This window comes from Planococcus shenhongbingii, assembly GCF_030413635.1.
Taxonomy (GTDB): Bacteria; Bacillota; Bacilli; order Bacillales_A; family Planococcaceae; genus Planococcus; species Planococcus shenhongbingii.
In genome coordinates, this window is record NZ_CP129235.1 from 3,597,464 (window position 1) to 3,617,531 (window position 20,068).

Annotated in this window: 18 protein-coding genes; 6 read left to right on the forward strand and 12 right to left on the reverse strand. The window is 42.7% G+C overall.

Features of this window, described 5'->3' with window-relative positions; translation table 11 throughout:
• Positions 1 to 475: 475 nt before the first annotated feature.
• The 3 genes from QWY16_RS17440 to QWY16_RS17450 form a co-directional block, all read right to left on the reverse strand.
• Entirely contained in the window at positions 476 to 949 is a 474-nt protein-coding gene (locus tag QWY16_RS17440) for a flavin reductase family protein (RefSeq protein WP_300990499.1), read from the reverse strand.
• A gap of 92 nt (positions 950 to 1,041) precedes the next feature.
• Complete coding sequence (locus tag QWY16_RS17445) at positions 1,042 to 1,188, reverse strand: hypothetical protein (RefSeq protein WP_300990500.1); 147 nt, start codon at positions 1,186 to 1,188, stop codon at positions 1,042 to 1,044.
• Positions 1,181 to 2,944: a V4R domain-containing protein gene (locus tag QWY16_RS17450; RefSeq protein WP_300990501.1), complete on the reverse strand. Its 1,764-nt coding sequence runs from the start codon at positions 2,942 to 2,944 to the stop codon at positions 1,181 to 1,183. Before QWY16_RS17450 ends, QWY16_RS17445 begins: the two co-directional genes overlap by 8 nt.
• Before the next feature lie 162 nt (positions 2,945 to 3,106).
• Here QWY16_RS17450 and QWY16_RS17455 point away from each other — a divergent pair, with 162 nt between their 5' ends.
• The 3 genes from QWY16_RS17455 to QWY16_RS17465 are packed head-to-tail and all read left to right on the forward strand — an operon-like array spanning position 3,107 to position 6,171.
• Complete coding sequence (locus QWY16_RS17455; RefSeq protein ID WP_300990502.1) at positions 3,107 to 3,970, forward strand: alpha/beta fold hydrolase; 864 nt, start codon at positions 3,107 to 3,109, stop codon at positions 3,968 to 3,970.
• 23 nt (positions 3,971 to 3,993) lie between these two features.
• Positions 3,994 to 5,160, forward strand: coding sequence for an acyl-CoA dehydrogenase family protein (locus QWY16_RS17460; RefSeq protein WP_300990503.1), 1,167 nt, complete (start codon positions 3,994 to 3,996; stop codon positions 5,158 to 5,160).
• A 12-nt stretch (positions 5,161 to 5,172) separates the two neighbouring features.
• Positions 5,173 to 6,171 carry a VOC family protein gene (locus tag QWY16_RS17465; protein ID WP_300990504.1) on the forward strand — a complete coding sequence of 333 codons (999 nt, stop codon included), beginning with the start codon at positions 5,173 to 5,175 and terminating at the stop codon, positions 6,169 to 6,171.
• A gap of 679 nt (positions 6,172 to 6,850) precedes the next feature.
• On the opposite strand, the gene QWY16_RS17470 is transcribed toward QWY16_RS17465, so the two are convergent.
• From QWY16_RS17470 to QWY16_RS17500, 7 genes are all read right to left on the reverse strand, one after another.
• The gene (locus QWY16_RS17470; protein ID WP_300990505.1) at positions 6,851 to 8,017 is read right to left on the reverse strand and encodes a M20 peptidase aminoacylase family protein; all 1,167 of its coding nucleotides are present in this window, start codon (positions 8,015 to 8,017) and stop codon (positions 6,851 to 6,853) included.
• 102 nt (positions 8,018 to 8,119) lie between these two features.
• The gene (gene menC, locus QWY16_RS17475) at positions 8,120 to 9,244 is read right to left on the reverse strand and encodes an o-succinylbenzoate synthase (protein WP_300990506.1); all 1,125 of its coding nucleotides are present in this window, start codon (positions 9,242 to 9,244) and stop codon (positions 8,120 to 8,122) included.
• A 20-nt stretch (positions 9,245 to 9,264) separates the two neighbouring features.
• Positions 9,265 to 10,266 (reverse strand): ABC transporter ATP-binding protein, encoded by a 1,002-nt coding sequence (locus QWY16_RS17480; protein ID WP_300990507.1) that lies wholly within the window; start codon positions 10,264 to 10,266, stop codon positions 9,265 to 9,267.
• Positions 10,241 to 11,263 carry an ABC transporter ATP-binding protein gene (locus QWY16_RS17485; protein ID WP_300990508.1) on the reverse strand — a complete coding sequence of 341 codons (1,023 nt, stop codon included), beginning with the start codon at positions 11,261 to 11,263 and terminating at the stop codon, positions 10,241 to 10,243. The genes QWY16_RS17480 and QWY16_RS17485 overlap by 26 nt, the downstream gene beginning before the upstream one ends.
• Before the next feature lie 68 nt (positions 11,264 to 11,331).
• The gene (locus QWY16_RS17490; protein ID WP_300990509.1) at positions 11,332 to 12,249 is read right to left on the reverse strand and encodes an ABC transporter permease; all 918 of its coding nucleotides are present in this window, start codon (positions 12,247 to 12,249) and stop codon (positions 11,332 to 11,334) included.
• A 16-nt stretch (positions 12,250 to 12,265) separates the two neighbouring features.
• A complete protein-coding gene (locus tag QWY16_RS17495; RefSeq protein ID WP_300990510.1) occupies positions 12,266 to 13,216 on the reverse strand; it encodes an ABC transporter permease in 951 nt (316 codons plus the stop codon).
• An 88-nt stretch (positions 13,217 to 13,304) separates the two neighbouring features.
• Positions 13,305 to 14,888 carry an ABC transporter substrate-binding protein gene (locus QWY16_RS17500; protein ID WP_300990511.1) on the reverse strand — a complete coding sequence of 528 codons (1,584 nt, stop codon included), beginning with the start codon at positions 14,886 to 14,888 and terminating at the stop codon, positions 13,305 to 13,307.
• A 157-nt stretch (positions 14,889 to 15,045) separates the two neighbouring features.
• On the opposite strand from QWY16_RS17500, the gene QWY16_RS17505 reads away from it, so the two are divergent.
• Positions 15,046 to 15,870: a MurR/RpiR family transcriptional regulator gene (locus tag QWY16_RS17505; protein ID WP_300990512.1), complete on the forward strand. Its 825-nt coding sequence runs from the start codon at positions 15,046 to 15,048 to the stop codon at positions 15,868 to 15,870.
• 370 nt (positions 15,871 to 16,240) lie between these two features.
• On the opposite strand, the gene QWY16_RS17510 is transcribed toward QWY16_RS17505, so the two are convergent.
• Complete coding sequence (locus tag QWY16_RS17510) at positions 16,241 to 16,912, reverse strand: HAD family hydrolase (RefSeq protein ID WP_300990513.1); 672 nt, start codon at positions 16,910 to 16,912, stop codon at positions 16,241 to 16,243.
• A 151-nt stretch (positions 16,913 to 17,063) separates the two neighbouring features.
• On the opposite strand from QWY16_RS17510, the gene QWY16_RS17515 reads away from it, so the two are divergent.
• Entirely contained in the window at positions 17,064 to 17,669 is a 606-nt protein-coding gene (locus QWY16_RS17515; protein ID WP_300990514.1) for a hypothetical protein, read from the forward strand.
• A 27-nt stretch (positions 17,670 to 17,696) separates the two neighbouring features.
• A complete protein-coding gene (locus QWY16_RS17520) occupies positions 17,697 to 18,626 on the forward strand; it encodes an SDR family NAD(P)-dependent oxidoreductase (protein ID WP_300990515.1) in 930 nt (309 codons plus the stop codon).
• 74 nt (positions 18,627 to 18,700) lie between these two features.
• Here the strand turns inward: QWY16_RS17520 and QWY16_RS17525 are convergent, their stop codons facing one another.
• Positions 18,701 to 20,011: an MFS transporter gene (locus tag QWY16_RS17525; protein ID WP_300990516.1), complete on the reverse strand. Its 1,311-nt coding sequence runs from the start codon at positions 20,009 to 20,011 to the stop codon at positions 18,701 to 18,703.
• Between the last annotated feature and the right edge of the window lie 57 nt (positions 20,012 to 20,068).

Sequence of the window (20,068 nt, forward strand, 5' to 3'; positions counted from 1 at the left end):
CGAATGCATTTTCCGGCTGTTCCATAACCGTAGCCCGTCCGCTTCGCTGGTAACGTTCTGTTTGACGAACAGCGCATTGCCAACGATTGCCTAGAGGAGCTGCAGTCTTAAAAAAATCTTGCATAATGATAAAAACCCGCCGATTTAGCCGGCGGGCACTGGATATGTGGACAGTTTCATCCGGAACCGGGGATAACTTTCCTGTTTCGTCAGTCTTTTAGGGTTTATCCACATGTGGATAAGCTGTATAGGAAGGGACTAGTCTTCGTCCACAGGTTACAGGCAAATTAAACGCTGCAAAATCCATTTTATGAACCCTTCAAATCGAAAATCATTTCTTTAAATTATAGAGATTTTCCTAAATTATTATAGAAGAGACGAGAAAAAATAATTCTTTAATGTATAGAATTTCTTCATATTATCACTGATGATTTCATGTTGATCTGCTTGGATTGAACATACGTATTTTATCCCTCTACTTAATGGCTTCTAATTGATGCAACCGGCGATACTGTCCTGCAAAAAACAGCAGCGGGCTCTTGTCTTCAAGCTTCAAATCCAGCACTTTCCCGATGAACAAGGTATGGTCCCCTTCCACGTGGGTGGAGACGACTTCACAGGCGATTTGCGCCACGGCGCCCTCTAACACCGGGAGGCCCTGCAAGGTATCAAACAGAACCGGATCCTCTCCGGGACGGCCGGAGAAATGACGGGAATACTGTTCCTGATCTTCGCTTAAAATGTTCACCGCGAACTTTTTTGAAGCGCTTACTTTTTCCAGAAACTTTGCCTTATGCCCGATTGAAATGACGACGAGCTTCGGATCTAGCGACACGGACATGAACCCGTTGGCGGTCATCCCGTGAGGGACACCTTCATTTTCCGTTGTCAACACCGTGACACCTGTCGCAAATTTCCCCATTGCATCTCTAAACAACCGATCATCCATCCTAATTCCTCCATTCATTTTTCGAATAACTTCATCTTAAATTATCATTCCCCTAATATCACTGTATTTTTTTATTGAAAATCGCAGAAGTTTTAGTTGTTTAATTCAAAACCCTGTAGCCCAACTGCATCCATACATTCCTCTATAGTTATAAAACAAAGCTTGCCCAATATACCTTGGGCAAGCTTTGTTTCATAACGCATTAAATTTGCCGCATCGACTGGTAATACTTTAATCAAAAGAAATTTCTTTGGACAATAACAATGTTTCGATGATAATTAATAAAAATGCAAAAGTTGTTGCATCTTTTAACTTTTTCCCTATGATAGCTTCAATTTTTTGCAGACGGTATTTAGTTCCGCCTATTGAAAGCGATAAATCCATCATCGTCTTCTCTAACTTCTGATTGTTTTTCAAATAAATATAAAGAGTGTAAAGCAATGTCCTGCTTTTTTCATCAGGATCCAGTAAACTTTTTAATTCTTGTTTAGCTACTTGACGCAAAGTTTCCGGCTTCAAGTTTTCCAGTAAGGAACTATATATCCCTAACTCGCTGTAATAAATAAATTTGTCTTTCGTTGGAAAATTCATTGCTTTCTCCGCTTCTGCTAAACTAACCTTGAAATCATGCAACTCGATAAATTTATTGCTGATGCCCACTTTGCAGTTGAAACTTTGCAGAGCATTATTTAATAAGCTTTTTACGTTATCCATATACTTTTGCTGTGGTTCCAAATTATATAAAAACAACACAATATAACGATCTTTTTTACTAAGCATGCCTGTTAATTGATATTTTTTCAGTTCTCTGGATAGGTTTAAAATAATTTGATAGGCGTCTATTGGTACATTACTATTTTCTTTAATATCAATGGCTAATGTGCAAAACGCAGGCGAAATTTTAGGCTCTATATAATTTGCATGCAAATACATTTCTCCATTGTCTTTAAAGTGGTTATAAATCATCCTTTCTAAAAAGTTGATCTTAAAGCGTTCTGTTGTTTCAAAACTAATTTTTTCATACAAGAAACAAACACTGCTTGCAACCGCTAAACGCTCCAGATAAACGAGATCATTTTGCGTCAATTCGTTATCTTTGGGATAAACAAAGCAGCAATACGCAAACGTTTCTTGGTCTACATAGATCGGTGCCATATGTAATTTATAACTCTTCTGTAAGTGCACTTTTGTATGTTTGTTCGATTTTATAACTTTTGCCCATTCAATAGTACTAATGTTTTCATGGCCTATGTTTTCTATTACTTCTCCATTTAAATTAACGATAAAGATGGGGATTTTCAATATCGTATAAGCCGTTTCAAGTAATTTGGACAGATCGTTTTTTTGAGCAATTGTATCCGTTATCTTACTATGGAAGTTATTCACTTCGTTAAGCTGCATTGTTTTTTTAAGCAGCTTGTCATACGTCATTTCAAGCTCCTCAATAAATTTATCATCCTCATAGATATCTAATACTTCACCATTACTTTCCCAGTATTTACGTGTATTTACGTTATAGGTGCAATGTTCATCTCCTTTCGATCGGCATGTCAGCTCTTTCACAAAAATATCTTCCTCCAAAACGACTGTTAATACGCCGCTTATAAAACCGCTGATAATGTAACATGAGCACTCATTTACTTTCCCAAAATCTTGTAAATGGCTTTCAACTTCGAAAGAGCCGTGCCACATGCCGGAAAAATTTTTAAAGATCATGTCTTCTTCTGGCTTTTGAACTACACCATACTTCGTAAGCTGCGAGATATGCCCCGTATCGATATGTAAGAGTTCCGCTAACTGTAAAGCTTCTATTCTATTTTTACCCGTTTCCAGAAGCGCTTTTCCTGTCTCCAGCCCCAGATCTTTTCCGAATCGCAGCAAAAACTTCCCTGCCTTTTTCTGTCCCAAATTTTCAAATAAGGTTTTGCGAAGCAGATTGATCAGGCTGGTTGTAATGATTAAACCCGATTGTTTTTCCATTTTTAACTTGTCCATTCTATTTCCCCTTCCTCCCTTGGATTAAATTCTTTTATATTTATCGGAATATTATGAACCTTTTTTCTGTATTATACGCTATTTTAAGTAAAAAACGATATATGATTCATAGCTTTAGTTATATATATTGAAAGCGTATTCAAATTTGAAAGGGGTAATGAGATGAGCAACTATCAAGTAAAAGAATTGATTACAGAAGGATTTAAGACTGTTTACTGCCATGGCGGTGAAACAAACGCTGAAACATTAATTTTTTTGCATGGATCTGGCCCTGGCGCAAACGCTTTATCAAATTGGAAAAAAGCATTGAATGTTTTAAGCAGCAAATACCAGGTAATTGCACTGGATTTAGTGGGGTTTGGAAGCACCGAGCTGCCGGCTGATTTGAATATGACGTTTTGGGAATGGACCACATTGCGTGTAAAACAAATTCTGGCAATCATGGATTACCACAATATCGACAAAGCGCATCTTGTCGGCAATTCAATGGGTGGAGTCATTTCGTTAAATGCCGTCATGCATTCCCCCCAGCGCTTCGATAAAATGATTTTAATGGGAAGCGGCGGCGGTAAAACCAGCGGTCCGACAGCTGAAATTGTCCGTATGACGGGCTTCTTCAATGATCCGACCATAGAATCTTTCGGAAACTTAATTCGTTGGTTTATGTATGACGAGACGGTATTGGAAGACGACATTAACGACATTATCCGTACACGGTATGAAAATATTATGCGGCCGGAAGTCCGTGAATTATATCCGAAGTTATTTCCGAAGAATCCAGCAGAGATGCTGATCCCGCCAAGTGCGCTCCGCCGCATGACAAACCAAACATTATTAATCCATGGATATGAAGATCAGTTTGTTCCGAGAGAAGGAAGCTTGAGTTTACTCGAGCATATTCCAAATGCAGAACTTATTTTACTGAAACAATGCGGACACTGGGTACAAATTGAAAAATCTGACCGTTTCATCCAACTGGTCGATCAATTTATCGATCAGCGCAATCACCAATTAGCACTCATTTAATGCCAATTGACAGGAGGAATAGTATGCAAACACAAATAGCCAATAAAGAAATATATAGCCAGCTGATAAAAAGTGCGGAACATATCGGCCAGCTGGCTGAACAGGAAGTATTGATCGCAGAGCAAAATTGCACAATTTCCAAGAATGTTGTCAATGCAATTGTAGATGCCGGGATCAACAGATTGATCATTCCTAAAGAATATGGTTATCCGCAAATTGATTTTCCGACTTTCTCCGATTTAATTAAAAAAATTGGCTACTACAACTTGTCAGCCGCTTGGGTAACGTATTTCTACGCTTTGCACAATGCCTGGGTCGCTTTGCTTCCAAAGCACCGGATGGATGAAATCTACGCGCATGGCGGTTTATTGACCGATATTTTTGCACCGGTCGGCCGGCTGGAGGAAACGGAAGGCGGCGTCATTTTAAATGGCAAATGGAATTTTGTAAGCGGTATCAAATATTCTGACTGGGTAGCGGTAGGCGCACTGCGCTTCACTCCTGACAGCGATATGCCCTTGCATTTCCTCCTTGCTTTAAAAGTAGAGGATGTTGAAATCGTAGAGGACTGGGACTCTTTAGGGCTGCGCGGCTCAGGCAGCCATACCATCATCGTAAAAGATTTATTCGTCCCTTCCGACATGCTGATTGATTTAAGCGAAGTTACTGTAAATCGCAGGCCTAAAAATTTGGAAATCAGCGAAGACTATTTGTATTTCAACAAGCCATACTTCCCTGCCTTCTTCATCGGGTTTCCTTCCATGGCTGTCGGCGCTGCAGAACGCATAGTGGATGAATTTGTCCAGCGTGCTAAAAATCGTATACGCTTTGATGGCACAAATGAAGGACAATCGCCAAGCAGCCAGCGTGTTGCAGGCGAATTAAAGATGAAGCTAAAAGCTGTCCAATCATTGCTTCGTGATTATGTGGAAATGCTAGCAGAAGATGCCGGCCAGCATGACAATGCCGAATATAACATGATTCGTGTCCATATTATCAAAGAATGCGTCGAAATCGCAGTCCGGGCAACCTCTTCAATCGGAGCAAGCGGTTTAAAACGGGGCTCCGTTTTGGAAGTAATGACACGCGACTTGATCACCATCAGCACGCATATAACTTCATTATACGAAGATGGCATTTCAAATTTCGGTAAATTTATGTTTGACGTACCAAACAATTCAAGAGGCTAAGGGGGAAATTCAATGAATAAAAAATTCGATGCTTTACCGGAAATCGCAAAGTTAGGACATGTTGCTTTGGTTTCAAACGATCTTGAAAAGTCTTTATGGTTTTTCGAAGAAGTCGTGGGTTTAGAAAAAACAACAGAAGTTGATGGGGTCCATTACCTGCGGGCATGGGGAGATTTTGAACATCATACGCTCTCCATTAAAGCAGGTCCTGAACCTTCAGTAGATCATATTGCCTGGAAAGCAAAGCGCCCGGAAGATGTAAATAATTTCGCGGTTTTGCTGCGTGATGCCGGTGTAGATGTTACAGAAGTAGTTGCAGGGACCGAAACTGGACAAGGAGATGCGATTCGTTTCCAATTGCCATCCGGCCATCACTTTGAAATTTATTATCAAATGGAAAAACCTAAAGTTACCGATCCGAAACTGAAGTCTGTGCTGAAAAATCAGCCGTATAAAGCTTGGCGCAAAGGGGTATCACCTCGCCGCTTTGACCATGTGAATATTGCAACAAATGCTAAAGCTTCTGATATTGTGGATTTTTTAGCTGAAAACTTAGGCTTTAAAATTCGCGAATATATAAAATCTCCGGATGATCAAGTTGTAGCCGCATGGATGAGTGTGACAGCTTTAGTCCATGATATCGCCGTCATGTCTAACCCGGTCTTCGATACATCTCATGAACTGCATCATATTTCTTATTGGTCAGATAATGCGCAGGACATTTTACGCGCCGCCGATATTTTGCGTGAAAACGGCGTTCACTTCGTTGGCCCTGGCAAACATGGCATTTCGCAAGCCATGTATGTGTATACTACCGATCCAGGCAGCGGCGTGCGGTTGGAACTATTCTCCAATAGCTATTTAATTTTAGATCCTGACTGGGAACCTGTGGAATGGAGCTTGGAAGAAATGCAAGTCGGCTTCACTTATTGGGGTGAACAAGCCGCAGCTGGCGAAGACGCAAATACCACCATCAATGCCGGCAGTCCAATTGAACAAGCTATTAAATAATTCTAAGGATATTTTAGCGGTGGCCGTCCTGCAAATGGACGACCCCGCTAAAATTCTGTTCTTATATAAGTTGAACTACTAATTTACAGCAGCAGATATTCTGCCAATCAGCTCCGCTTACTGCAGGCAAGGCCAAGTCTTTGTGACGAAGAAACAGCGCCCTCCAAGGCATACAGTTGCGGCAGACAAAAATACTCTGATGACTGGATTCAAGTCATTAGGGTATTTTTTGAATTTAACAGGGATGAAATTAATTGTATAATTATAGAAGGAAATTAAAATAAAATTACTTTTTCCATAAAACGTTTTGTGGAATCTACCTTGAAATGAAAGGGTGTCTTATAATAGACTGGATATTGAACCCTCAGTTCGGCTGACCCACATTCTTCGGTCACGAAGCTGAATCCACAATGTCTAAAATAAAACCCTTAGATCCCAACCTTTTTTGAAGCGGCGGGTTTAAGGGTCTTGTACATCTTCTATTTTGATAGTTTCAAGCTATTCAAGTAATCGATTAGTTCCGCCACTTACTTCATCCGGAAGAAACTTACTCTTAATTAAGTGTTGCCATACTCGAAGGCCTCCTTAGAAAAAATATCGATTATTGAAAAATTTAAGTAATGCTACATGAAAAGCCCCTTAATAATAAAGAGTTTTTTTGACGCTCAACTTTCAAGAGTTAACCTTTTAAACTCATACTTTCTTTTTCTTCTTTATCTTTTTCAAGATGTTCAAAGGTATTTATAACAGTGCGTGTTAGAATTTCGATTCCAGTCAGCATACTTTCTTGCTCAAATGTCATTTTCGGATGATGAAGCCCAGGTGCTAAACCGCATCCCAATCCCAGCATTGTCGCTTTGATTGTTGGTCGCTTCAGCGTGTAATAATGAAAATCCTCTCCGCCTGGAGTGAGAATCGGTGCAGTTAAAAATTCTTCTCCTACCGTATCAGCAATTGCTTCCGCCAATAATTTTACAGCAATTTCATCCACTTTCGCTGCTGCTATTTCAGATGCGATGTCATATGAAATCTGAACTTTTGAGAACTTAGCAACGAATTGAATCGCCCGATCTACTTCTTCTACTAAAGTTCCCATTAATTCATTAGTCTGTGCCCGCAGATCTATACTGAAAATTCCAGTACCCGGAATAATATTCGCCGATTCGCCTCCTGCATTGAACATCGTTATTTTTGCTGAATGCGGAATGGTTGAATCCAGATGAATGGAATGGATAGCATTTACAAGAAGAGCCATGACCTCGATGGCATTCTGCCCCTGGTTCGGCCGAGCTCCATGTGCATCATTTCCTAAAATAGAGCCTTTCAGCATCTTCGTTGCTCCATGCATGATGGCTGGAGCAGAAAAGCCATTTCCAATCTCTTGAATTGGACGCAAATGGACGCCGTATAAAAAGTCGATGTCATCTACGAGTCCCTTTTCAATGAATGACAAAGCACCTTTCCCTTTTTCTTCTGCCGGTTGGAAAAGTATTTTTAATCGACCGGATTTAGGAATTCCAAGTTTTTTTAAAACGAGCATTGTTCCAACCGCCATTGTCATGTGAGCATCATGTCCACAAGAATGGTTTGCCTGGTATTCTCCATCAACCTCTTGCCAAAGCGCATCAATATCTGTCCGTAAGCCGACAGTAGGCTCACCTGGACCAACGGTTACTATGAGTCCTGTGGAATCATTGAAAGTCTGCACTTCAAACCCTTCTTTTTCAAGCAATTCTTTCAAGTACTGAGTCGTTTTTTCTTCTTTCCAGCTGATTTCTGGATTTGCATGCAAATGGTGGAATACTTCTTCCACTATTGGTTTAATTTCCTGCAAAATTTCTTTCACTTTTCTTCACTCCTTTAGCAGAAAGAAGACCATCCCTGCAAATTCCTGCTGAAATGGTTTCTCCTTAAATAGTATTCGATTTCCGTTTTTCTTTTTAAACTATTAAGACGTCATTTTTTGCGGAATAATTTCTTCAATGCTTGTTGTGTATTTTTCCATTAATTCCATATTCGGATCATAGCCAATTCCTGGTGCAGTCGGAAGCGAAATGACTCCTTGTTCTACTACTACTTCAGGAGTAATGATATCTTCGTGCCAGTATCTTGAAGACGCGGCCGTATCCCCAGGCAGAGTAAAGTTCGGCAAACTCGATATGGCAATATTATGTGCCCGTCCAATTCCAGATTCCAGCATTCCTCCACACCACACTGGAATGTCTTGGCTTTGACAATAATCATGGATCCGTTTTGCTTCTGATAACCCTCCGACCCGGCCAATTTTTATATTTATAATTTTACAACTTCCGAGACCAATTGCCTTTTTTGCGTCTTCCAAAGAATGGATGCTTTCATCTAAACAAATTGGGGTTTGGATTTCTGGCTGCAGTTTTGAATGGTCAATGATGTCATCGTGCGCAAGAGGTTGTTCAATCATCATAAGATTAAACTCACTCATTTCTTTGAACAGTTCAACATCTTCTAATGTATAGGCAGAGTTTGCATCAGCCATCATTTTTATGTCCGGAAATTTTTCTCTAACTGCTTTCAGAATCACCATGTCGTTGCCCGGTTTAATTTTCAGCTTGATTCGCTTATACCCTTCCTCAAGAAATCCTTCCACCACTTTCAGCAATTCTTCCGTAGAGTCTTGGATGCCGATGCTCACGCCCACTTCAGTTTCACTCTTCGTGCCGCCAAGGGCAACATGCAATGGAACGTTATTTTCTTTTGCATAAAGATCCCAATAAGCTCCCTCTAGAGCCGATTTCGCCATATTGTTCCGACGGAAAGGCTTAAAAATTTCACTAAGTTCATCGGGATGCTTGATAGCTTTTTCATTAAGTAAGGCAGGAATTAAAATGTCTTTCAGCATTAATTCAACTGTCCCAACCGTTTCTTCACTGTACAAAGGTTTAGCTGATGCAACACATTCTCCATATCCAATATTGCTCTCTCCATGTAGCTCAACAATCATAAATTCTCTGTCCGTTTGGACTCCGAAACTAGTTTGAAATGGTGATAGTAAATCTAATTTCATCCTACGTAACACAATCTTATTAATCTCCAATATAACCACTCCTTCAAATTTTAATTATATAAATGACAGGCCACTTCATGACCGGGTATCTGGATTCGGGATTCCGGTTTTACCGTTTTACAGACATCCATGACAAATGGACAACGCGTATGGAAAACACATCCAGAAGGCGGGTTGATGGGGGAAGGTACATCCCCTTTAAGGATGATTCGTTCACGTTTTGCTCCTGGATTCGGCAATGGAATAGAAGACAATAAAGCTTTTGTATAGGGATGAAGCGGATTCGCAAATAATTCATCTGTAGGTGCCTTTTCCACCAGATGCCCCAAATACATCACACCAATCTCATCTGCAATATGGCGAACGACACTCAAATCATGAGAAATAAACAAGTAAGCTAAGCTGAATTCTTCCTGTATCTCCTGAAGCAAGTTTATGACTTGAGATTGAATAGACACGTCGAGAGCTGAAACTGGTTCATCCAATACAATGATATTCGGATTAAGTGCAAGTGCCCTGGCCAATCCAATCCGTTGCCTTTGCCCCCCGGAGAATTCATGGGGGTAACGAAAGTATTGATCCTGCCGTATTCCCGTCTTCTCCAATAAAGTCACTGCCATTTCCATACGATCCTGCTTCGATCCAATGTTGTGGATATTCATCGGTTCTTCAATTATTTCACCGATCCGTTTTTTGGGATTCAATGAAGAATGCGGATCTTGGAACACCATTTGCATTTCTTTTCGCATCTTCGTAAATTCTTTTTCTTTAATCTGAAAAATATCTCTCCCTTTGTAAAGAGCAGTTCCTTCAGTCGGTTCCGTCAATCTCAGCAAGGCTCTTCCAGAAGTACTTTTACCGCAACCGGATTCTCCAACCAGTCCAAGTGTCTTTTTTTCATATAAATTGAAATTCAAATCTTCTATGGCTTTTACATGTCCGACTGTTCGCCCGAAAGGAGAGTGAATCGGAAAATATTTTTTCAGTCCCTTGACTTGAAGCATGGGGGATTGTTGTTTCATGTAATCAGTTTCCATATCCAACTGCTTCATGCTGCAAAGCCTCCCCCTCTTCTATTTTTTCGTAATGCCAGCATCTTACTTTTTGGCTTGCATTGGCCTCCTTTAATATCGGCGCTTCGTTCAAGCATTTTTCATCAGCGAATACACAGCGCGGAGCAAACCGGCATCCTTTCGGAATATTGTGGAGAGAAGGCACCGTACCTGGAATCATATGCAGCTTCTGCGTTCGATCGCCATCTATTCTAGGTATGGACTTAATTAGCCCTTTAGTATACGGATGCAAGGGTTTTGTGAATAAGGAATTTACATCTGCCTCTTCAATCACTTGACCAAGATACATGACCACTACACGCGTACAAACTTCCGCTACGACTCCTAAATCGTGAGTGATCATCATGACGCTCATATTTGCTTCCTTTTTCAGATCATTGATCAAATCGATAATTTGTGCTTGGATGGTTACATCAAGTGCCGTCGTTGGCTCATCTGCAATGAGCAAACTCGGTTTACAGGATAGCGCCATTGCAATCATGACCCGCTGCCGCATTCCCCCTGAAATTTCATGCGGATATTCATGTACACGTTTTTCAGGAGATGGGATTCCAGTCAACTTCAGCATTTCAATGGCTTTCTCCATAGCTTGCTTTGCATTCAAATTCTGGTGAATCATAATCGATTCTGATATTTGATTGCCAATAGTAAAGACTGGATTTAGTGAAGTCATGGCATCCTGGAATATCATTGATACTTCGTTTCCTCGGATATCCCGCATCTTGTGTTCCGGAAGAGCCAACAAATTCTCACCTTTAAAGTTAATGGCTCCTTCGTAACGCGTCGATTTTTCATTCAGCAAGCGCATAATTGATTCAGCAGTAACACTTTTCCCACACCCTGACTCTCCAACAACGCCAAGCGTTTCTTCTGGAGCAATAGAAAAAGAAATTCCATCAACCGCTGTCACCGGGCCATTTTCAGTTGAAAAAATAGTTTTCAATCCATCGATTTCCAATAAATTCTGTTGGGTCATCTTTATCCTCCTTCCACTCCGTCGCTTTCCATCTTCAAAAGCAGAACGGCCTGAGGTTCAATTCTTGATCATTTGTTCGATTTACTTGAGTGAGGGTCCAGCAAGTCACGAAGGCCATCTCCGAAAAGGTTCAGTCCTAATACAGCCAGAATGATGAATGCGCCTGGAAAAACCGTCATCCACCAAGCATTGAATATCACAATTTTCCCGTCATAAAGTATGTTCCCCCAACTTGGTTCAGGCGCCGGGATTCCAGCTCCAAGGAAACTTAATGCGGCTTCCAAAATGATAGCAATCGCAAACACATAAGTTGTTTGTACGATCAGCGGAGACATAACATTCGGTACAATATGTCGCCAGATAATCCTAAAGGAACTTGCGCCTTGAGCTTTCATTGCTTCGATATAGGTTTGTTCTTTTATAACAAGTGCAGAAGAACGAACAATCCGTGCCATTGTCGGTATTTTCGCTATCGTCACCGCAATAACTACATTAATGGGCTGCGGTCCCAATACCGCCATGATAGCAACTGCAAGAAGAATATCTGGAAACGCCATCAAGGCGTCGCATATCCGCATCAGAATATGGTCTAGCACTGAATAGAAAGCAGCATACAGTCCGATAATCATACCAATTACCGCTGTTAGAATTGCTACTGAAAACCCAACCCCCATAGATACCTGTGCTCCCGAAGCTACCCGGCTGAACAAATCGCGTCCGAAATTGTCAGTCCCAAACCAATGCATGCCATCTGGCGCTTTCAGTCGATCCATCGGATCCAGCTCAAGCGGAGTAAACTGGCTGATCATCGGTCCAAACAGCGCAAACAAACTCAATATGATAAGCAGAACACTTCCAACTACAGCCGACTGGTTAGACCAAAAGCGGCGGAAAAACAAGCGTTTCTGCTCTTTTTTCAAATCATTCTTCATTACCTTTAAACCACTGACGCCAGCATCAGCTTTCACTTTTGCCTCTGTAGCCATTCATTTCATCTCCCTTCTATTTCCGGTTAAACCGGACTCTCGGATCTACGAGACCATACAGCAAATCGATGAGCAGATTCAGCAGCAGATATGCAAGTGCAATGATCAAGATGGTTCCTTGAATGACCGCATAATCTCTTCTGACGATAGCGTTAATCACCAATTGTCCGATGCCGGGCAAATTGAATACCGTTTCTGTGACCACGGCCCCGGTGATAAGAGATCCAAATGTTTCCCCGAGAATTGTTAGGATTGGAATGAAGGCATTTCTTAAAGCGTGCTTGTAAATGACTACGCGGTCTTTTACACCTTTCGCTTTGGCAGTTTTAATGTAGTTCATGCTTAGAATATCAATCATAGAGGAACGGCTCATACGGGAGATGACTGCTGCCTGAATAGCGCCAAGCGAAATGGCTGGAAGAATCATATACTGAAGATGATTCCATAAGCCATTGCTGATGGGGGCATATCCGGCAACTGGCAACCAATTAAGATTGACACCGAACAAGAGCATGAGTAACAGCGCCATTAGGAAGCTCGGCAGAGACAAACCAAGCATTGCAATGGTCATGAACAGTTGGTCGACATAAGTACCGCGACGTTTCGCAGCAATTACACCAATTGGAATAGCGATGGCAATCGAAATACTTTGTGCAAGCAGCGCAAGGGATAATGTCGGTCCAATATGACCAAGAAACGCTTCGAGCACTGGCATGTTCATGTAGATAGAATTACCGAAATCGCCTTGAAAAATCCCAGAAAACCATTGGATAAATTGCTCATAAATCGGTAAATTGAGGCCGAGTTCATCTCTAAGTTCCTGGACTTCCTGAGGGGTCGCTTCTTCTCCAAGCATGACGGACGCTGGATCACCCGGTATCAGGTGAATAATCATAAAAACGATAACCGATACAATGAGCAGGACCGGTATCATAGAAAGCATTCTCTTCAAAATATAGGATTTCACAGAATCTAACCTCCTAACACTGGGGTATAGAGTATAAAAGGGATCAACCTTCTATAGTTATAGAAGGTTGATGAGTACCCTTAGGCTATTACTCATTCAAGCCGACATTCCAGAAGTTCGGTCCGAGCATTTGGTTGTACCCCTGAAGTTTTTCGGAGTAACCTGATACTCGAGAGTTATGGCCCGTATTGATGATTGGAAGGTCCTCCCACATAATGGTCTGCACTTCAGCAGTAAGCGCCAAAGCTTTTTCTAGATCTTCCTCTACTTTTATTTCGCCAAGCAAACGGTCAATTTCGGAATTTTCTGTCCAGCCTGGCCAAGCTGTTTGGGAATCTAAGAATGCATACTGATTCGGCGTTGATGTTGTTGAGAATCCGGTAAAGAACATATCGTATGCTTCAGGATCATCGCGCCGTTCTAATAGCGTCGGCCAGTCGTAGACGTCCAGTTTCGTAGTTATGCCAAGTTCTTCGAGTTGTTGCTGCGTAGCTACGGCCGCATTGTAATGATGCTCATAGTCGCGGCTTGTCAGAATAACCACTTCTTCCCCTTTATAGCCAGCTTCTTTTAATAAAGCTTTTGCTTTCTCCATATCTTTTTGGTTATAGTTCTCTTTCCCGGCATCCGAATACCAGGCTTTTTGGCTCGGAAGAAACAAGCTGTTTTCCAATTGATAGAATTCCTTGTCAGTGAAAGCGGAGCTCATGATCACTTCCATATCAAGAGCAGCATTAACTGCCTGACGCATTTTTACATCACTGAAAACACCTTGCTTCTTGTTGAAGACTAGACCTTCAATTCCATATGGCCAAATATCAACCACACTACCCGGTGAGTTTTCAACTTGAGGAATTGAATCGTATGCTAACATATGAGCGAAATGGTATTGTCCGCTAATCAAGCCATTGACACGTGTGGAAGAATCGGGAACAAACTGCCAGTCAATTGCATCGACTAATGCTTCCTTCTTCCCGCCCAATCCGTCTGTTTCGTCCGTGTCCGGTACATAGTCATCAAATTTCTCAAACTTGATGACTTCGTCTTGTTTCCACTCGATGAATTTAAATGGTCCAGTTCCGATATACTCTGCGGCCCCTGTAGTTTCAGCACTTTCTGCTATATCTTTAGGCATGATAGCAGCGATTTTTCCTTGGTCAGCCAGAAAATACATAATAAGAGATGATGGTTCTGTTAAAGTTAATGTAACAGTTCTTTCATCTTCCACTGTCCATTGATGTTCACCAAGTTCTGCAGAGTCTTTCCCCCACTTTTCCATGGAAGCGACAATATCCTCTGCTGTCATGTCATTGCCATTATGAAATTTAACGCCTTCTCTAAGCTTGAATGTAATCGTTTTCCGGTCTTCACTCACTTCATAAGAATCCGCCAATTGCGGTATCACTTCATAGTTGCTATCTAAAGTTACCAGTGCTTCATAAATCAATTTCGCAGCGTCACGAGTAGCGTCAGCAGTTGTTGCATGTGGATCTAAGGTCTGTGGCTGTGTTGGATAAGCCACTTTTATTGTGCCGCCAGTCGCTTTTACAGCGTCCGTACCTTCTTTGGCTTCCTTGTCTGAAGCTGTGTTCTCCGAACTGCAACCCATGAAAAATATAGAAATTAAAAGTAAAATCATTATGAAAAAGTAAGATTTTCTGTTTAAATTCATTTTAATTCCTCCTTTTTATTGAAAATGAATATATTCGAAAAAATTTACTCCCCCCTTTGTTGTCAGAAAGTTCAGACTTGTTAATTATTATATTGAAGCCTATACTTTATTGCAACAAGAAATATTGTTAAAACTTTAAGAAAGTGAGAAAGAGCTTATGATACCAACCTATGAATTAAAAACAAAAAACAAATTCCCAGAGCTTACAAAAGGATTAAAGAAAGTTGCAGATGCTCTTTTAAATGATTCTTCAATCTTTGCACGCCATTCAGCAAAACAGATTGGAGAAATCATTGGTGTAAGTGAAACTATGGTCATTCGGTTCTGCGTTTCCATCGGTTATCAAGGTTTCAGTGAACTTCAAAAAGATGTACGCAATTATCTTCTACTTCAAACTAAAGAAGATTCTAATGAGCAGAATATAGAAATTTCTCAGCTGAACAATTTCGCAAAACACATTAAAGCAGATATCGATCTTTTGAAAAATAATATCCGGACCTTGGATACTGAGAAATTCGAAGACATTGTCGAAACAATTATTAAAAGTGAACGGATTGTCATTGCTGGATATTATCAATCTTTTACTTTCGCACATTGGCTGTTTTTCAATTTAAACTATACTCTTGGCAATGCGTCATTGTACCGGCCGGAAACTGATGCTCTCGTTTTTGATTTCCTGCCTGATAATTCATGTGTTATCGTATTTTCATTCTCGCGATATGCTTTGGACACTATTCGCTTTGCAGAAGATGCCAAGAAAAAGGGCGTCAAAGTCATCGCTTTTACGGATTCACGTCTTGCACCGATTGTCGACCATGCCGACATCGTTGCACTTGTTGAAGATAGTAATCAATCACTTTTCGATAAAGGACCTGTTACCATGTCCTTGATAAATTCTATTCTTCGGGAAGTAATGAAACGCGCTGAGAAGAAAGTTACAAATAGCGATAAGTTCAAGTACTTCTTGAAAGAAAAGACTTAAAATAACTCAAAAAGGCTGTATGGAAATTCGGTTCATACCGAATTTCCATACAGCCTTAATTTTTATGCTTTTCAGAAAAGGTACTTATGGGAAATCAGCAAGAGCAGCATACTTTTTAGTGCACAAAGATTGTCCATGTACCGTTTGAAATTCAAGCTGCGTTTTATTCGAAGCGAAAAATCTGGTGACTCTGTAAAATGAACTAGAGTCGCATTCCCTTTACTTATCCGCTTCTTCTTGCAGCTCTTTTGTCACCCATCTCAAAACAATAACATTCCGTTGCTTATCCACATGTGGATAAGTTTATTAAGTGTTTTCCCTTCTCTATCTACAAATAAAAAAACCCGCAGCCCTGAGCCTCCGGGTTTTTTTATTTTGAAACCTTCAAGCCGTTCAAATGATCGATCAGCTCTTCAAGCGGCATGTCCGCCATCGAAGACAAGCGGTGTTCGACTTCACAGAAATCCATCGTACACGTCACTTCATTCGGCACGATGACGCATCCCATGTCTGCACGTTTTGCAGCCATCGCGCCATTCGCCGAATCTTCGAATGCCACGCATTCTTCCGGACGAAGCCCCAGACATTCTGCCGCTTGTACGTACAGGGCAGGGTCCGGTTTCACTTTCTCGACATCGTCGGACGTCCGGATGCACTCAAAGTAATCGAACAGCCCAAGGTTTTTCAGGTACTTGGAAACCCATTCATAATCGGAACTGGAAGCGAGGCCTATTTTCAAGCCGAGCTCTTTTGCGGCCTTCAAATAATCCTCTACGCCGTCGCGCGCTTTTTCCTCCATTAGTTTCACGTGAAACTTTTCTACTAACCGTTCCTGCAATTCTTTGTGCTCGATTTCCTGCTCAATCAGTTCTTCGAGATAGTGAAACGGCGAAAAGCCGGTCTGCGTCCCGATCTCCTGCTGCCAGCGCTCAATCGGCAATTCGCTGCCGTATTCCGCAAACATTTCCTGCAAGATCCGGTAATGGTGCGTTTCGGTGTCGAGTATGAGTCCATCAAAATCGAAAATGATTCCTTTGATCATGGTGCAACTTCCTTTCTATAGAGAAGAAACTCTTCTTCCATATCTGCTTTACTCTTATCATTCACCAAAAGCTTTACAATAAAACAATCCGCATTGAATTAATTCCCTCTCTCCGAGCTCATCCTGTATGATGAAAAAAAGAGGTGACGATATGATTTTTCTGATTGTCTGGCTCGTCCTGATCGGCTACGCTGCATTTCTGGCACCCGGCGAAGACCCGGATCCCGTGTTTTCAAAGATTCTGAGCGGCCAATGGGATGACATCGATCCGCTCGTGTTTGCCGTCTTCAATTCACTCGGCCTGTTCCCGCTCGTATTCCTGACCATTCTGCTCTTGCACGACCGCCAAAGATGGCCAGCGTGGCCGTTTGCTCTCTTGTCTCTTGGAATCGGCGCTTTCTCACTTCTGCCGTATTTCGCATTCGGCGACCGGCCGGCGAAAAACAGAACCAAAGTCCGGACGCCGCGCTGGCTCATGCGCTTTCTGTCTTCCCGTTTCTGGCTCATCCTCCTGATGCTGATGTGGGCAGGCAACCTCCTGACACTGCTCCAGGGATTTTCGCCGGAAGCTTACCGTAAGGCTTTCTTCGCCTCCAGTCTGGTGTCCGTCATGACCGTCGACTGGTTTGTCCTGTGGGGCTTGTCCGTTTACGCCGTCAACCGGTACTGCCCAGAGGCGAAAGCAAAAGGGCTTGCATGGATTCCGATTCTCGGGCCGGTGCTCGTGATGTGGGTGAATAAGAAAAAATCGTCTTGAAAATAAAAACAGCACGCGGATTCATCAATGAGCATCAAGGACCTGATGAAGCTGCGTGCTGTTTATGCCTATTCAGTTTACATACGTTATAAGTTATCCGAATTTTTCGCTATATCATTCTTATTGATTTCGCCTCGGATTATAATGGGATATAGGAGATCAAAACCAAAAGGAGGAATGGGAGTGGTGAAATTGATGGAAGGCAAAGCGGGACTGGTAACAGGAGCAGGATTGGGAATCGGCCGCGCCAGTGCGCTGGCATTTGCACGGGAAGGCGCAAAAGTCATGGTCTCGGACGTCAACGAAGAAAGCGGCAAAGAAACCGTGCGCATGATCGAAAAAGCGGGTGGTGCGGCGGCGTTCTTCCCTTGCGATGTGTCGAACGAAGACGACGTGGAAGCGCTGGTCGATGCGACTGTGGCCGAGTTCGGCAAACTGGATTTTGCCCACAATAACGCAGGAATCACGGCTTCCATCGCTCCCATCGCGGAATCCGACAGCGCCGACTTTGACCGGGTCATGAAGACCAATCTGTACGGCACTTATTATTCGATGAAGCACGAAGTGAGAGCGATGCTGAAAACCGGCGGAGGCGCCATCGTCAACACCTCTTCCGGTGCGGGGCTCGAAGGCGTGCAGAACATCGTTGACTACGTCGCGTCAAAATTCGGCATCAACGGCATGACTAAAACCGTGGCGCTGGAATATGGCCGGAAAGGCATCCGTGTGAATGCCCTCTGCCCCGGCATCACCTCGACGCCTGCCGTCGAAGGCTGGTTCGCTGCGGCGCCGGAACAAGCGGAAACCGTCAAGGCTACACTCCCTTCCGGCAATCTTGCCACTCCGGAAGACGTGGGCAATGCAGCCGTGTTCCTTTGTTCGGATCTCGCCGGCCAGATCAGCGGTGTTATGCTGCCGATCGATGGCGGTTTTACAGCTGGGAAACTGCAGAAATAAGATTCCGAAGTTATTACGACATATGAAAAGAGCGCACGTAATTGTGCGCTCCTTCACTTAAACCGTATTTGATATCAAGGCGCGGAAGTCTCCGGCTGCAGTTCCGGATTTTCCGCCGGATCTTTAGCGGTCTTCGTCACATCATCGAGGTGATCCAAGCGCCGGTTTTTCGTTTCCGGGAAGACCCAGGCCCACATCGCCAGCAGCATGAATAATCCTGCACCGCCCAGTATAATCGGCTGATAGCCGTAGACCGGAAATACCGCTGCCGTGATCAACGGCGGGAAAGCGGATAATCCGCGTCCGATCTGCAAAGCCCATGAAATCCCCGTAGCCCGCACATCGGTCGGGAAAATTTCACTGAACAGCGAGCCGAATACAGAGGCACCATTGGAACCGAAGTACAGGAAGAAAATAGGCACGAGAATCCATAAAGAGTTGATCAAGCTTGCCCAAGTAAAGTAAAGGGCCAGCCCGCCAAGTGCCGCGACAAACGCCAAATAGCTCAATGTAATTTTTCTGCCCCATTTATCGGTTGTATAGCCTGCAATGAAAGAACCGACCAGACCTGCAAAGGCTGTAAAGAACAGCCACCAGCCGGCAGCCCCCATCTCGAATCCTTCGTATTTCACTAAGTAGGTCGGAAGGAAATTGGTAATGCCGTAGTAAGCGAAATATTGCAGCACCGCTGCTATTAACGCAATGGTGAAGGGCTTCCAGAATCTTCTGAGGCCGTATTTTTTACGCCAATCCACTTTTTCAAGCGATTTTTGCTTCTTCACATCGGCTTCCCATACCTTCGACTCTTCTACATCTCTCCTGAGCCAAAGAGCGAATAGAATCGGCAGGGCTGAAATGATGAAGGTCATGCGCCAGCCGATTAAAGGAAGGATGAAGCCTCCCACTGTAGCCCCCAGGAAAATCCCCATATAAGCGCCGCCATATAACATACTGCTCCAGAATCCGCGTTGTCTGGAAGGCACAGACTCACTGACAAGCGCCTGCGCCGCACCATATTCCCCGCCTAAGCCAAACCCGGCAATGGCCGTCCAGAAAATCAGCCATTCATAATCGAATGTAAATCCGCGCATCAATGTTGCTAAACAGAAAATCACCAAAGTGGCGATCAGGATTTTCTTCCGCCCTATCCGGTCCCCCAAATATCCGAAGACAACGCCGCCAACGGCTAAGAAAGCCAGTTGAACAGAAAAAACAGCCGCCACTTGTGCAGTTGATAAGTCCAATGCTGCTGCCATCGGAATGACGAGGAAGCTCAAAACAAATATTTCGTAATAATCAAAGATCCAGCCAATATATGCACCAAAGAAAATTTTGTACTTCGCTTTATCCATTTTTTCGTTTTGCGGTTGAACGCTGCTTGTCATAAACGAGCCTCCCTATAATTGGTTTATAGAAAATACGCATGCCCTCTATGGTGTATG